Source organism: Pseudomonas sp. P9_2, from assembly GCF_034008255.1.
Lineage (GTDB): Bacteria > Pseudomonadota > Gammaproteobacteria > Pseudomonadales > Pseudomonadaceae > Aquipseudomonas > Aquipseudomonas synxantha_A.
The window spans coordinates 3,037,571-3,051,185 of the sequence record NZ_CP125376.1; the positions used below are offsets into that span (position 1 = coordinate 3,037,571).

At 60.5% G+C, this 13,615-nt stretch carries 13 protein-coding genes; 5 read left to right on the forward strand and 8 right to left on the reverse strand.

Going from position 1 to position 13,615, the window contains the following annotated elements; all coding sequences use genetic code 11:
• Positions 1–63 precede the first annotated feature (63 nt).
• A complete protein-coding gene (locus QMK52_RS13505) occupies positions 64–246 on the reverse strand; it encodes a hypothetical protein (RefSeq protein WP_005790805.1) in 183 nt (60 codons plus the stop codon).
• Between the two features lie 360 nt (positions 247–606).
• On the reverse strand, positions 607–918 hold the full coding sequence (locus QMK52_RS13510) for a DUF962 domain-containing protein (protein ID WP_005790802.1): 312 nt from the start codon (positions 916–918) through the stop codon (positions 607–609).
• Positions 919–1,079: 161 nt separating this feature from the next.
• Between QMK52_RS13510 and QMK52_RS13515 the strand changes: the two genes are divergently transcribed.
• Positions 1,080–2,138 carry an AraC family transcriptional regulator gene (locus tag QMK52_RS13515; protein ID WP_005790800.1) on the forward strand — a complete coding sequence of 353 codons (1,059 nt, stop codon included), beginning with the start codon at positions 1,080–1,082 and terminating at the stop codon, positions 2,136–2,138.
• Here the strand turns inward: QMK52_RS13515 and QMK52_RS13520 are convergent.
• The 6 genes from QMK52_RS13520 to QMK52_RS13545 form a co-directional block, all read right to left on the reverse strand.
• Positions 2,095–3,549 (reverse strand): TrkH family potassium uptake protein, encoded by a 1,455-nt coding sequence (locus QMK52_RS13520; RefSeq protein ID WP_005790797.1) that lies wholly within the window; start codon positions 3,547–3,549, stop codon positions 2,095–2,097. The genes QMK52_RS13515 and QMK52_RS13520 overlap by 44 nt on opposite strands.
• A 128-nt stretch (positions 3,550–3,677) precedes the next feature.
• Positions 3,678–5,006 carry an imelysin family protein gene (locus QMK52_RS13525; RefSeq protein WP_078822164.1) on the reverse strand — a complete coding sequence of 443 codons (1,329 nt, stop codon included), beginning with the start codon at positions 5,004–5,006 and terminating at the stop codon, positions 3,678–3,680.
• A gap of 126 nt (positions 5,007–5,132) precedes the next feature.
• Positions 5,133–7,184: a putative bifunctional diguanylate cyclase/phosphodiesterase gene (locus QMK52_RS13530; RefSeq protein WP_005790793.1), complete on the reverse strand. Its 2,052-nt coding sequence runs from the start codon at positions 7,182–7,184 to the stop codon at positions 5,133–5,135.
• A 193-nt stretch (positions 7,185–7,377) separates the two neighbouring features.
• Positions 7,378–7,587 (reverse strand): hypothetical protein, encoded by a 210-nt coding sequence (locus QMK52_RS13535; protein WP_143508477.1) that lies wholly within the window; start codon positions 7,585–7,587, stop codon positions 7,378–7,380.
• Between the two features lie 156 nt (positions 7,588–7,743).
• Complete coding sequence (locus tag QMK52_RS13540) at positions 7,744–8,340, reverse strand: superoxide dismutase (protein WP_003212997.1); 597 nt, start codon at positions 8,338–8,340, stop codon at positions 7,744–7,746.
• Between the two features lie 178 nt (positions 8,341–8,518).
• Positions 8,519–9,118 (reverse strand): LysE/ArgO family amino acid transporter, encoded by a 600-nt coding sequence (locus QMK52_RS13545; RefSeq protein ID WP_005790791.1) that lies wholly within the window; start codon positions 9,116–9,118, stop codon positions 8,519–8,521.
• Positions 9,119–9,218: 100 nt separating this feature from the next.
• Here QMK52_RS13545 and QMK52_RS13550 point away from each other — a divergent pair, with 100 nt between their 5' ends.
• The 4 genes from QMK52_RS13550 to QMK52_RS13565 all read left to right on the forward strand — a co-directional run bounded on the left by QMK52_RS13550 (position 9,219) and on the right by QMK52_RS13565 (position 13,558).
• The gene (locus tag QMK52_RS13550) at positions 9,219–10,112 is read left to right on the forward strand and encodes a LysR family transcriptional regulator ArgP (RefSeq protein ID WP_194439042.1); all 894 of its coding nucleotides are present in this window, start codon (positions 9,219–9,221) and stop codon (positions 10,110–10,112) included.
• A 52-nt stretch (positions 10,113–10,164) separates the two neighbouring features.
• Complete coding sequence (locus QMK52_RS13555; protein WP_194439040.1) at positions 10,165–11,163, forward strand: NAD-dependent epimerase/dehydratase family protein; 999 nt, start codon at positions 10,165–10,167, stop codon at positions 11,161–11,163.
• 126 nt (positions 11,164–11,289) lie between these two features.
• Entirely contained in the window at positions 11,290–12,114 is an 825-nt protein-coding gene (locus tag QMK52_RS13560; protein WP_194439038.1) for an ATPase, read from the forward strand.
• Between the two features lie 184 nt (positions 12,115–12,298).
• Positions 12,299–13,558 (forward strand): AGE family epimerase/isomerase, encoded by a 1,260-nt coding sequence (locus tag QMK52_RS13565; RefSeq protein WP_320404178.1) that lies wholly within the window; start codon positions 12,299–12,301, stop codon positions 13,556–13,558.
• Positions 13,559–13,615: the final 57 nt, after the last annotated feature.

The window sequence follows — 13,615 nt, forward strand, 5'->3', positions numbered from 1 at the left end:
AATGATACCGGCGCGCAGGCCGGGCAGGGCGGCAAAAATGTAAAACCTCGGAGCAAAGATGCATCAGGCGTGGGCGGGAGCCAGCAATTGAGTCGTCACCAGGGCTGCCAGGGCGTTTTCCTGGGTGCCGAAGCGCTTGAGCAGTGCCGCTTGCTTGTCGGCACTGAGGCGGTTCCAGACTTCGACCATCTGCAAGGCAGCGTCGAGCACGGCGGCGTCCGGCGTATCGGGAAGGGTTGTGGTCATGATGAGCGTCTCGAATGATTCAGGCAGTGTGGAAAGCGCTCAAAGGTGCGCTTTCCACACGGTCTGGTACGGCGTCAGTCTTGGCGTTTGCTGTCGACTGGTTTTGCTTCTTTGGTCGCAGGCTGCTTGTTGCTGGCCTGCTGCGGTGTTGGCTGCTCGGTTGGGTGCAGGCTTGGGAAGGGGAGATTAGGTATCTCGTGCATCGTCGTCGCTCCTCGCAAGGTCTGTTTTCAATCGCAGGTGATTGCGCGCTCTCAAAAAGCCTTGGCAGGATACAGCACCGTAAATGACAAAAAGACTTTTATCTCGGCGGATGCATAATTTTTCATGCTTGCGACGCAAGTGACATGAGGTCACACCCTAGAACGGTACCTTGCCCAGGATCATGTCGCGGTACATCACGAAATCCCCCAGCAAGCTATAGAACGGGTGCTGAAAGGTCGCCGGGCGGTTCTTTTCGAAAAAGAAGTGGCCTATCCAGGCAAAGGTGTAGCCTGCGATTGGCAGGGCCAGCAACAGGAGCAGTGACCCCCGGCCGATGGCGTATGCGAGGATGCCGATCACCAGGGTGGTGCCGATGAAGTGCAAGCGCCGGCAGGTGCTATTGCCATGTTCGCTCAGGTAGTACGGGTAAAACTCGGCAAAGCTGTTGAATTTCCTGGTGTTTTCCACGGTGCCCGGCCCTCTGGTTGTTGTGCCGCCCAACAGGTGTTCGGCGGGGAGCTTATTTGAGTCTAGAGTGATCACTGGTATCAGCCAGTGACAATAGATGCCACTTTAGTATCCTTGGCTTCCTGGCTGCCGTTTGAGCCTGCTTTCAATAAGAAGACGCCATGAGCGAACGAACAACTTCTGCAAGCTGGGCGATGGGGATAGTCAAGGCGTTGGAAATGGACGGCCTGGATTGCCGTGCGTTGTTCAAGCAACTGGGCCTGGACTATGCCGCCCTCAGTGACCCGGACGCGCGTTTTCCCCAGGATTCCATGACCCGCCTGTGGCAGCGGGCGGTGGAGGTGTCAGGCAACCCGGCGATTGGCTTGAACATGGGCAAGGTGGTGCGGCCGGCCTCGTTCCATGTGGCCGGTTATGCGCTGATGTCCAGCAACACCCTGGCTGAAGGCTTTATGCGATTGGTGCGCTACCAGCGCATCATCGCCGAAAGCGCCGACTTGAGCTTCCGACTCTTACCCGAAGGCTATGCGTTGATTCTGACAGTGCATGGCGATCATCTGCCGCCGACCCGGCAAAGCGCCGAAGCCTCGCTGGCCAGCGCGTTGGCGCTGTGCGGCTGGCTTACCGGGCGCACCCTGCAACCGCGCAAAGTGCTGCTGCAGGGCGATCAACCAGCGGACCTGGCGCCGTACAAACAGGCCTTCCATGCGCCGCTGCAATTCAATGCGCCCTATGACGCGCTGATCTTCGAGCAAGCCGACATGGATGCGCCGCTGCCCACGGCCAACGAGGCCATGGCGCTATTGCACGATCGTTTTGCCGGTGAGTACCTGGCGCGTTTCTCCGAAAGTCGCGTCACCCACAACGCGCGACAGGTGTTGTGCCGCCTGCTGCCCCAGGGGGAGCCCAAGCGCGAAGCGGTGGCCCAGACACTGCACCTGTCCCAACGTACCTTGCAAAGACGTTTGCAGGAGGAGGGCACCAGTTTCCAGGCCTTGCTCGATGACACCCGCCGCGAGCTGGCCGAGCAATACCTGGCGCAGCCGAACATGACCTTGCTGGAAATTGCCTACCTGCTGGGGTTCGCCGACCCGAGCAACTTCTTCCGCGCGTTTCGCCGCTGGTTCAATGCCACGCCCGGCGAGTACCGGGCACGGCTGCAGGAAATGTCGTCGGTCAGTGGCGCCAAAATGCCGGAATACACAGCACGAACACGGTAATGATCTCCAGTCTCCCCAGCAGCATGCCCAGCGACAGAATCCATTTGGCCGCATCCGGCAGGGTGGCGAAGTTACCGGCCGGGCCGATGGTTTCACCCAGGCCCGGGCCGACGCCGGACACGGTGCTGGCGGCACCGGTCAGCGCGGTCATCCAGTCCACGCCCAGCAGTGACAAGGCCAGGGCGATAACGCAGATGGTGATCGCGAAGAAAAACGAAAAGGTCAGAATCGACCGCACGATTTCTTCATCCAGGCGATGGCCGTTGTACTTCTGTTTGATCACCGCTCTGGGGTGGATCAGTTGGTTCAAGTTGGCCTTGAGCAGGATATAGGCGACCTGGAAACGGAAGATCTTGATGCCGCCTGCGGTGGAGCCCGAGCAGCCGCCGATAAAGCCCAGGTAGAAGAACAGCATCAGTGAGAAGTTGCCCCACAGGCTGTAGTCCCCCAGCGCAAAGCCGGTAGTCGTCACCACTGACGTTACGTTCAGCGCCACATGGCGCAAGGCATCGAGCCAATGCAGGTTGGTGGTCCACCAATACCAGGTGCCGAGTACCAGCCAGGTCACGATTAACAGGCCGAGCAAGCCTTGCACCTGCTGGTCCTTGATCAGCGCCCGTCGGTTGCCGCGCAACGTCGCCACATACAGGGCAAACGGCAAGCTGCCGAGGATCATCACCACCACCGCGACCCAGTGCACCGCAGGTTGTTTCCAGTGCGCGAGGGACTCATCCGAGGTCGAAAACCCACCCGTGGAAATTGCCGACATCGCGTGGTTGATCGCATCGAATACGCCCATCCCGGCCCACCAGAAGGCCAGGCTGCCGAAGATAGTGATGCCCACATACGCCGCCACGATCAGCCGCGCCACCATGTGCGAGCGGGGCATGACCTTTTCCGAGCGGTCCGAGGATTCGGTCTGGAACAGGCGCATACCACCAATACGCAGCAGTGGCAGGATCGCTACCGCCATGCCGATAAAGCCGATACCCCCGAGCCAGTGCAGCAACGAGCGCCACATCAGGATGCCCGGTGACATGCTGTCCAGGCCGCTCAGCACGGTGGAGCCGGTGGCGGTGATGCCGGACATGCTTTCAAAGAACGAGTCGGTGTAGCTGATGTGCTGGGTCAGCAAAAAGGGCAGGGCGGCGAAGATGCACACCACCACCCAACTGCTGACCGTCAGCAGGTACATGTCCCGGGGGCGCAAGTGCACATGCTCCGGGCGACCGGGGATGACCAGCGCCAACCCGGCGATAAAGGTGATCAGGCTGGCCCACAGGAATGAGGGCAGGTCGCTGGTGCGTTCGAAGATCACCAGGGTGGCCATCGGGATGACCATGGCGACGGCAAGGGTGATCAGGAAGATGCCGATGATGAAACCGATGATGCGTAGGGTCGGCAACGCCATGAAGTTCGCTCGGGTGATTGGGCAGAGGCGCCATTCTACCGACGGTACAGGGCATGTAAACCAGAGTGCTTCAGGTTATACGCAGCAAAATGTGGGAGGGGCGGTGCGACCGCCCCTCCCACGCGGGATCAGAACTCGTGATCAGCGCTGTCCGGGTTCAGGTCACTGATGCCCAGCTTGCCGGCAGCGGCCTCGATCGAACCGGTCTGCTTGACCAGGGCGGCAATCGCGTCGCGTACGATCTGGTTGCCCTTGTCGTTGCCTGCGGCGATCAACTGGTCGTAGTGCTCGCCGGCGTTGGCGCGGTCGACCATGACCTGGATCTTCGCTTCGGTTGCCGCCAGGTCCGCCTTGAGAGCGGCATCGGCAGCCGGATCGGCCTTGGCCACCAGGGACGACAGGCTGGCGCCGGTCAGCTTGGTGCCGTCAACGCGGGTGTATTCACCCAGATAAACGTTGCGGATGCCCTTGGCGTCGTAGAACTGCGAATTGTGGGTGTTATCGCTGAAGCAGTCATGTTCGTCTTCCGGCGAATTGGCTTCCAGGGACACCTTCATGCGCTCGCCGGCCAGCTCGCCCAACGACAGGCTGCCCATGCCGAACAGCATTTTACGCAGGCCGTCGGTAGCCGGATCCGACTCCAGGGTGGCGCGGTAGTTGTCTTCGACGTTGGGTTTCCAGTTGCCGACCATTTCTTCCAGGTCGCTGACCAGCAGTTGAGTCACTGCGCGCAGGTAAGTGCGGCGGCGCTCATTGTGACCGCCGGTGGCACCGTCACCCGTCAGGTAGTCCGAGGCCGGACGGTTGCCCGCGCCTGGGCCGGTGCCGTTGAGGTCCTGGCCCCAGAGCAGGAATTCGATGGCGTGGTAGCCGGTGGCAACGTTCGCCTCGGAACCGCCCAGCTCATTGAGGCTGGCGAGTTTTTCCGGGGTGATTTCCTTGACGTCGATCTTGTCTTCGCCGACCTGGATCTCGCTGTTGGCAATGATGTTGGCGTTGGCGCCCGGGTTACCCAGGGCGTGCTCGTAGGACTTGTCGACGTAGTCGATCAAGCCTTCGTCCAGGGGCCAGGCGTTCACTTGGCCTTCCCAGTCGTCGATGATGGTGTTGCCGAAGCGGAACACTTCACTTTGCAGGTACGGGACGCGCGCGGCGATCCAGGCGGTACGGGCCGCTTTCAGGGTTTCGTCGTTCGGGTTGGCGAGGAAGGTGTCGACCGCAGTCTGCAGGGTTTTCGCGGTGGATTCGGCATCGCTGTATACCGCAAACACCATGTCTGCGTAGTGCGCGACAACCGCCTTGGCGGCTGCTTCGTCGACCTGGCCGGCAGCCGGTGCGGTTGTGCTGGCGGCGGCGGGTGCTTGAGGCGCGGCGGCCTTGTCTTTACCTTCGCCACAACCGGCGAGAGAAATGGCAATGGCCAGCAGACTGGCGGTGGCCAGGGGCATACGAATCATGGCGAACATCCTGCTTCGAGTGTGAATAGGGCGCGCGGGGAGCGCAAAAGCTGCGACATAATGCGAAAGATTTGCATTTTGTGTAAAGGCTTATACGCGGGAAATATTTGGTATTGGTTGGTTAATTCACAGACTCACTGCGTTATTACGCTCGGACTGCTTCAAATAAGCCGCCAGCTCCCGCGCCTGCAGCGGTTTGCTGTAGTGATAACCCTGACCCTCATGGCAGCCTTCGGAGATGATGTACGCCTCTTGTTCGGCGGTCTCCACGCCTTCGGCAATCACCTGCATACCCAGGCTTTTGCCCAGTTGGATGATGGCGCGCACGATCGTTGCGTCATCGTCATCATCCTGCAGGTCCTGGACGAAGCTTTTGTCGATCTTGATCTTGTCCAGCGGCAAGCTTTTCAGGTAGCTCAGGGATGAATAACCGGTGCCGAAGTCATCAATGGCGATCAGCGCCCCGGAGCGACGCAGGCTCAGCAGGTGCTGGGCGGCGGTGCTGATATCTTCCATCAGGCCGGTCTCGGTCACTTCCAGTTCCAGGCTGCGGGGCGGCAAGCGATAGATCTGCATCAGGTTGTTGACCACCCGCGGCAACTCGGTGTGGTGCAGTTGCACGGTGGACAGGTTGACGGCGATGCGCAGCGTGGTGAAGCCCTGATCGTGCCATTCGCGCAGTTGCCGGCACGCCTGGTCCAGCACCCATTCGCCGATCGGGATGATGGTGCCGTTCTGTTCCGCCAGCGGAATAAACAGATCCGGCGGTACCAGGCCGTGTTCCGGGTGTTGCCAGCGCAACAGGGCCTCTACGCCGACTACGCGATGGTCGCGGTAGCTGATTTGCGGCTGGTACACCAGGTGGAACTGGTCGCGGCTCAGCGCATCGCGCAGGTCCTTTTCCAATTCGCGGCGCCGGCGCATTTCGCTGTCGACGCTGGCGATATAGAACTGATAGCGGTTGCGCGAGCGGCTCTTGGCCAGGGTCATGGTCTGCTCGGCTTTTTGCAGCAACTTCTCGGTGCTGTCGCCATCTTCCGGGAACAGCGTGATGCCGATGGTGGCACGCAGCCTGATCAGGTCATGCTCAAACGCGAACTCCGCCTCCAGGTCATCCAAAATGCTTTGCGCCAGTTCGGCGGCTTCGTAGGGCTGGTCGATATCGGCCTGCACCAGGGCGAACTGGTCGCCGCCCAAGCGGGCAAGCGTGCCGAGGCGTCCGCTGTGGGCGCGCAGGCGATCGGCCAGGGCCAGTAGCAGTTTGTCGCCGGCCTGGTAGGTGAATTGTTCGTTGACGCTCTTGAAATCATCCAGCCCAACGCACAACACCGCCACCCGGCGCTGCCTGCGGCCGGCGTCAGTGAGGATCTTGTCCAGCTGTTCCTGCAGCTTCTGGCGGTTGGGCAGGCCGGTCAGGAAGTCATATTGAGCCATGCGCAACAGGCTGGATTCGGCCTCGTGGCGCAGGTGGGTATTGCGCTCGATGGATTCGAGCAACTGGTTGGCGGTGTTTATCCACTGCCCCAGTTCGTTGCGTTCGTGGCCCTTGAGCTGAGGGATCTTGTGTGCGCTGGGGCGGTCCGGGTTGATCGAGGTCAGGTGCTGGATAATCCGTGACAGCGGTTTGGTCAGCATCCAGTGATACACCAGGTACAGCACCAGCCCCATGGCCAGGGCGCGCAATACGCCCGAGATAAAGATGATGACCGAGCTGACCAGAAAACCTCTGCCATAGGTGGCGGTATCCAGGGTGATACTGAGGTCGCCGTAATATTCGCTGTAGGGGCCTTTGCCGACCAATGCGGTGGTAAAGGAGCGTTCCTGGCCGAGAATCAGGTCGGTCAGCCAGCGGCTGGGGGATTGCTGCAACGCACGGCTTTTTTCCGCCAGCATGGTCTCGTTGGGATGACCGATGGAGGCCATGCGCACGGCGTCGTCCTGGAACAATCCTTCGATCACCTGCATACCCATCTCGCGGTCCAGGCTGTAGACGGCCTGGGTCGAAGGGTCGCGAAACATGTCGAGGATGCGTTGCGCATCGCCAGCCACAGCCTGGCGTGTCTTGTAGGCATCAAAAACGATCTGCGCCACGCTCAACGCCACGCCGACGATCAAGGCCGACAGCAGCACAACCCGTAGCAACTTCACCGACAAGCTGTTTTTGAGTTCCAGCTTCAAAGGGGCATTCCTTGTCTCATGCGGGTGGCCGTCAATATGCCATGAGTATTGGCAATCTGAGGATGGCAGTCAAAGGGACATTGGGGCCGCAGCTTAATTGAGGTTTTGGCCGGATAAACGCAGGAAAGGTCAGGGGGCTCAAAGCCCTGCAGCGGAGAAGGCGGAGGAGGTCCGCCTTCGAGTGGGTGACGATTTAAGAAAAATCGATTTTACCCTGGGGCTTTGGCGCTTCCCCACCGATCTTGGAGCTTTCACCGGCCATGTCCAGGACTTTGCTTGCCATGTCCAGGACTTTGTTTCCGGCATTCATTGCACCGTTTGCCAGATCCAGCCCTTTATCAACAACACCCGCGACCATTGGGATCGCACCTGCAACCCCTGCTGCCATCGAAATAGGATCCATCGTTATTCTCCACATTGAATTAGAACCAGGAGGTTTATTCCTCCTGGCGTTTGTGTGGTGAATTGTTACTGTTGAGTTCCGCTATTTCTGGGCGGTCTGCCTGGCGCGCACAAAAAAGCCCGGCAATCGCCGGGCTCTCTTTACTGAACGCGCTGCTTAGGCAGTGAAGGTCTTGCCTTCGAACTGCTCAGCCACGAACTTCCAGTTGACCAGGTTCCAGAACGCTTCCACATACTTTGGACGCACGTTGCGGTAGTCGATGTAGTAGGCGTGTTCCCATACGTCGCAGGTCAGCAGCGGGGTGTCGCCGCTGGTCAGCGGGTTGCCGGCACCGATGGTGCTGGCCAGGGCCAGGGAACCGTCAGCCTTTTTCACCAGCCAGCCCCAACCGGAACCGAAGGTGCCGACGGACGTTTTGGTGAACTCTTCCTTGAACTTGTCGAACGAACCGAACGCAGCGTTGATGGCTTCAGCCAGTGCGCCGGTTGGTTGGCCGCCGGCGTTTGGCGCCAGGCAGTTCCAGTAGAAGGTGTGGTTCCAGACCTGAGCGGCGTTGTTGAAGATGCCGCCCGAGGAAGACTTGACGATTTCTTCCAGGGTCTTGCCTTCGAACTCGGTGCCAGGCACCAGGTTGTTCAGGTTCACGACATAGGTGTTGTGGTGCTTGTCGTGGTGGTATTCCAAGGTTTCCTTGGAGATGTGCGGCTGCAGGGCATCGTGTGCGTAGGGCAGCGGCGGCAATTCGAAAGCCATGATGATTCTCCTAATCAGGTCAGTTGCGGTGAGCGCAAGGCCGATCACGGGCGGCCAAACATGCGCCGGGGAGTTTGTACTCTTTGCGGCGCAGGGGTCCGATCATAGCACCGGGGGTGCGGCATAACCACGCAACAACTGTGTGGGATAGAGGTTCCAGCGCGTTTTCAACTATTGGTCAGGCGCTGATCAATTGGTAGGCCACCGAGAACATCATCACCGCCACCAGCAAGTCCAGCAGGCGCCAGGTGGCCGGGCGTGCCAGCCAGGGTGCCAGCCACGCCGCGCCGAGTGCCAGGGTGGTGAACCAAAGGAACGAAGCGCTGGCTGCACCGGCCACGTAGGCCCCCGGTTCGGTTTGTTGCGCGCCCAGGGAACCGATCAGCAGCACGGTGTCCAGGTACACATGGGGGTTGAGCAGGGTCACCGCCAGCGCGCTCAACAGGACCGCGCGCAATGAGCGGGTCTTGAGACTGGCATCCTGATCCAGGCTTTGTTTCGAACAGGCCCGGCGCAGCGCACATGCGCCATACCACAGCAGAAACGCCGCGCCGCCCCAGCGTGCCACCGCAAGCAGTATCGGGCTTTGTGCCAGCACGGTGGCCAGGCCGAACACCCCGGCGGCCACCAGCAGCGCATCGCAGATCACGCACAAGGCCGCGACGGGCAAGTGATGCTCGCGGCGCAGGCTTTGCGCGAGGACGAACGCGTTCTGGGTGCCGATTGCCATGATCAGCCCGAGGGCCACCAGCAAGCCATTCATATAGCTCTGCCACATACTGAGGAATCCTTGTTGATGCTTAAACGATGCTGGCTATGGTGCGGGTCGGGCCTGTATAAGAAAAACCAATATTGCTGATCGCTCATTAGGAAAACTGATGTTCGACTATAAATTGCTTTCTGCCCTCGCGGCGGTGGTGGAACAAGCCGGCTTCGAGCGTGGTGCGCAGGTGCTGGGGCTGTCGCAGTCGGCGATCTCCCAGCGCATCAAGCTGCTGGAGGCACGTATCGGGCAACCGGTGCTGGTACGGGCCTCGCCTCCAACCCCGACCGACATCGGCCGACGCCTGCTCAACCATGTGCAGCAGGTGCGTTTGCTGGAGCGTGACCTGCAAAGCCAGGTGCCGGCGCTGGACGAGGAGGGTATGCCCGAGCGCTTGCGCATCGCCCTGAATGCCGACAGCCTGGCCACCTGGTGGGCCGAGGCCATCAGCGACTTCTGCGCCGAACAGCACTTGCTGCTGGACCTGGTGGTCGAAGACCAGACCGTGGGCCTCAAACGTATGCGCGCCGGTGAGGTCGCGGCCTGTATTTGTGCCAGCGAGCGTCCGGTGGCTGGTGCTCGCAGTCTGTTACTGGGCGCCATGCGTTATCGGGCGCTGGCCAGCCCGGCGTTTATTGCCCGGCATTTTCCGGCGGGCGTGCGCGCCGATCAATTGGCGCGCACGCCGGCGCTGGTGTTCGGCCCGGATGATTTCCTGCAACACCGTTACCTGGCTTCCCTCGGGGTGGACGGAGGTTTTGAGCACCATCTATGCCCGTCGTCCGAAGGTTTTATTCGCCTGACGGAAGCCGGTCTTGGGTGGGGCCTGGTGCCCGAATTACAGGTGCGCGACCAGATGGAAACCGGCGTATTGGTCGAGTTATTGCCAGATAAGCCCATCGATGTGCCGCTGTACTGGCATCATTGGCGCAGTGGCGGGCAACTGTTGAGCTTGTTGACCGACCATCTGGCCCAGGTTTGTGGCCACTGGTTGGTGCCGTTGAAGTGATGGCGGGCGTCAAGGCCACAGCGATGAAAAACGAAAGAACACGGAGTACTACATGAAAATTCTGGTCACCGGCGCAAGCGGCTTCATCGGCGGGCGCTTTGCGCGTTTTGCCCTTGAACAGGGCCTGGATGTGCGGGTCAACGGGCGACGCGCCGAGGGTGTCGAACACCTGGTCCGGCGCGGTGCCGAGTTTATCCAGGGTGACTTGAATGATGCCGACCTGGTGCGTGACCTGTGCCGCGACGTTGAAGCCGTGGTGCATTGCGCCGGCGCCGTCGGGTTGTGGGGCAAGTATCAGGACTTTCACCAAGGCAATGTGCTGGTCACTGAAAACGTGGTCGAAGCCTGCCTCAAGCAGCGCGTGGGGCGCCTGGTGCACCTGTCGTCGCCGTCGATCTACTTCGACGGCCGCGACCATTCAGGCATCACCGAAGAGCAGGTGCCCAAGCGTTTCAAGCATCCCTATGCCGCCACCAAATATCTGGCCGAGCAGAAGGTCTTCGGTGCCCAGGAGTTCGGTCTTGAAGTGCTGGCCCTGCGCCCGCGTTTTGTCACCGGTGCCGGCGACATGAGCATCTTCCCGCGGCTGTTGAAGATGCAGCGCAAGAACCGCCTGGCCATTGTCGGCGACGGCCTGAACAAGGTCGACTTCACCAGCGTGCACAACCTCAATGAAGCGCTGCTCAGCAGCCTGCTCGCACCCGGTTCGGCGCTGGGCAAGGCGTACAACATCAGTAACGGCGCACCGGTGCCTATATGGGATGTGGTCAATTATGTGATGCGGCAAATGGAGCTGCCCCAAGTGACCCGTTATCGGTCTTACGGTTTGTCCTACAGCGTGGCAGCCTTGAATGAGGCGTTCTGTGCGATGTGGCCGGGGCGGCCGGAGCCTTCGTTATCGCGTTTGGGCATGCAGGTGATGAACAAAGATTTCACCCTCGACATCAGCCGTGCCAGGCATTATCTGGACTACGAGCCCAAGGTCAGCCTGTGGGCCGCACTCGATGAGTTCTGCAGTTGGTGGAAAGCCCAGGATCCGGGCCTCAAGTAAGCTCATAACCAGCAACACATCGGGAACCGAATTCGCCGGACCGTGTCGACCTATGCGTCTGGAGCACGGTTTATACTTGCGCCGCTCGGCCTCTGAGCAGCCACCTCATTGATTCAAGGTAGATTCATGCGTAACGATGCGAAAGACGACTTCGACAACGTGCCCAGCCTGCGGGCAGACCTCGGGGACGACGATGATTTCGTGCCGACTGCCGCCACTTCGGTGCGCTCGCGAACCACACCAGTGGTCAACGTTAAAAGTGCCAGCACCGGCCCGTTGTGGGCGTTGGTAGGCGCATTGCTGATTGCTTTCGCCGGCCTGGCCTGGTGGAGCTTCCAGCAGATTTCCCTGATGGGCCAGCAACTGGTCGCCACCCAGGAAAGCTTCGCCCGCATCAGCGAGGAAGCGGCGGGGCGCCTGCAGGATATTTCCGGCAAGGTCGTGGCCAGCGAAGCCAGCGTGAACAACGGCAGCGAGGCGCTGAAATTGCAGATCAAGCAGTTGCAAGCCCAGTTGCAGGAGCAGGGCAAGCAACAGTTGGGCGTCGCCGGCCAAGCCACCGAGCTGGACAGTCGCCTGGCCCAGATGAGCGCCAGTACCACCGAACTGACGGCTGCCAATGCCAAGCTGCAAGGCCAGGTGCAGGCCCTGACCGACGCTGTCGCCAGCCTCAAGGCGGCCCAAGGTGAGATCAAGGACTTGTCCACTGATGTGGCAGCCTTGAAGAAGCAGGGCAATCCAGGCGCCGCCATCGCCCGTCTTGAGCAGGATTTGCTGGTACTCAAGAGTGCCCAGGAAAACCAGCCTGCCAACGTCGATGCGCCGACCAACAAGGAGTTTGATGTGTTCCGCATCCAGACCACGCGCAATATCACCACCTTGCAGAGCCAGGTGCAGAATCTGAACCAGCGCCTCAATGCGCCTGCTGCGGCCACACCGCTGGGTCAATGAACGAAGTTATGGTCTTTGAATGAGATCTAAATGTGGGAGGGGGCAAGCCCCCTCCCACATTTCGGATTTTCACTTGGAGATTGATTGTCACCGGATAGTGACATTTCTTCTCTCCTTCGTTACTTGCCCTTGCCGCGCCCTTGTTTAGACTCCGGTCATCCCAAAAAAACAATAAGGGCCACCCATGACCACCCATCCACTGCCTGCCAGCAGTTGGCTGAACGCACCTGCCCACCACGCCTGGCTCGCCGCTGAAGGCCAGCGCCTGTTGGCGTTCGCCAAGGCATCGCGCCTGCCGGACGGGTTCGGCAACCTCGACGATAAAGGCCAGTTGCCCGCCGATGCCCGCGCCGAAACCATGAACACCGCCCGTATGACCCACAGCTTCGCCATGGCCCATGCCATGGGGCTGCCAGGTTATGCCGAGCTGGTGGCGCATGGCGTGACGGCTCTCAGCGGCCCGCTGCACGACAGTGAGCAGGGTGGGTGGTTCGCCGCGGCTCAAGCCCTGGATGGCAACACCGGCAAAGCGGCGTACCTGCATGCATTCGTGGCCCTGGCCGCCAGCTCTGCGGTGGTGGCTGGCGCGCCGGGTGCGCAAACCTTGTTGAACGACGCCATTCATATCATCGACCAGTTCTTCTGGAGCGAGGAGGAGGGCGTCATGCTTGAATCTTTCGCCCGGGACTGGAGTGGTGTCGAAGGCTATCGCGGCGCCAACAGCAACATGCACGCCACCGAGGCTTTCCTGGCCCTGGCCGATGTCACCGCTGACAGCCGTTGGCTGGACCGTGCGCTGCGCATCGTCGAGCGGGTGATCCACACCCACGCCGCCAGCAACCAGTTCATGGTGATCGAGCACTTTGACGCGCAGTGGAAACCTCTACTGGGCTACAACGAAGATAACCCCGCTGATGGGTTTCGCCCCTACGGCATCACCCCTGGGCACGGTTTCGAATGGGCGCGGCTGCTACTGCACCTGGAAGCAGCGCGCCTGCAGGCCGGGCTGGATACGCCGGCTTGGTTGGTTGACGACGCCAAAGGGCTGTTTGCCAGCGCCTGTGAATATGCCTGGGCCGTGGATGGTGCACCGGGCATTGTCTACACCTTGGATTGGAGTCGGCGCCCGGTTGTACGCGAGCGCTTGCACTGGACCCACGCAGAAGCCAGCGCCGCTGCTCAGGCACTGCTCAAACGTACGGGTGAACTGCATTACGAGATCTGGTATCGACGCATCTGGGAGTTTTGTGAAACCCACTTCATCGATCGGCTCCATGGCAGTTGGCACCACGAACTCAGCCCGCACAACCAACCCAGCAGCAAAATCTGGGGCGGCAAACCTGATCTGTACCATGCCTGGCAAGCTGTGGTGCTGCCTGCGTTACCCTTGGCACCCAGCCTGGCCAGTGCATTGGGCAGCGGACGTTATGTCACCAAGTGGTGACATTTGTGCGTCCCTTTGTTACCTGCGCCTGGAAAATCCCTGTTTAAACTCCGTGCA

Bases quoted from the DNA above. Each gene is read 5' to 3' on its own strand.
- QMK52_RS13505 (WP_005790805.1), bottom strand. From the start codon at position 246: ATGACCACAACCCTTCCCGATACGCCGGACGCCGCCGTGCTCGACGCT.
- QMK52_RS13515 (WP_005790800.1), top strand. From the start codon at position 1,080: ATGAGCGAACGAACAACTTCTGCAAGCTGGGCGATGGGGATAGTCAAG.
- QMK52_RS13520 (WP_005790797.1), bottom strand. From the start codon at position 3,549: ATGGCGTTGCCGACCCTACGCATCATCGGTTTCATCATCGGCATCTTC.
- QMK52_RS13525 (WP_078822164.1), bottom strand. From the start codon at position 5,006: ATGATTCGTATGCCCCTGGCCACCGCCAGTCTGCTGGCCATTGCCATT.
- QMK52_RS13535 (WP_143508477.1), bottom strand. From the start codon at position 7,587: ATGGATCCTATTTCGATGGCAGCAGGGGTTGCAGGTGCGATCCCAATG.
- QMK52_RS13540 (WP_003212997.1), bottom strand. From the start codon at position 8,340: ATGGCTTTCGAATTGCCGCCGCTGCCCTACGCACACGATGCCCTGCAG.
- QMK52_RS13545 (WP_005790791.1), bottom strand. From the start codon at position 9,118: ATGTGGCAGAGCTATATGAATGGCTTGCTGGTGGCCCTCGGGCTGATC.
- QMK52_RS13550 (WP_194439042.1), top strand. From the start codon at position 9,219: ATGTTCGACTATAAATTGCTTTCTGCCCTCGCGGCGGTGGTGGAACAA.
- QMK52_RS13555 (WP_194439040.1), top strand. From the start codon at position 10,165: ATGAAAATTCTGGTCACCGGCGCAAGCGGCTTCATCGGCGGGCGCTTT.
- QMK52_RS13560 (WP_194439038.1), top strand. From the start codon at position 11,290: ATGCGTAACGATGCGAAAGACGACTTCGACAACGTGCCCAGCCTGCGG.
- QMK52_RS13565 (WP_320404178.1), top strand. From the start codon at position 12,299: ATGACCACCCATCCACTGCCTGCCAGCAGTTGGCTGAACGCACCTGCC.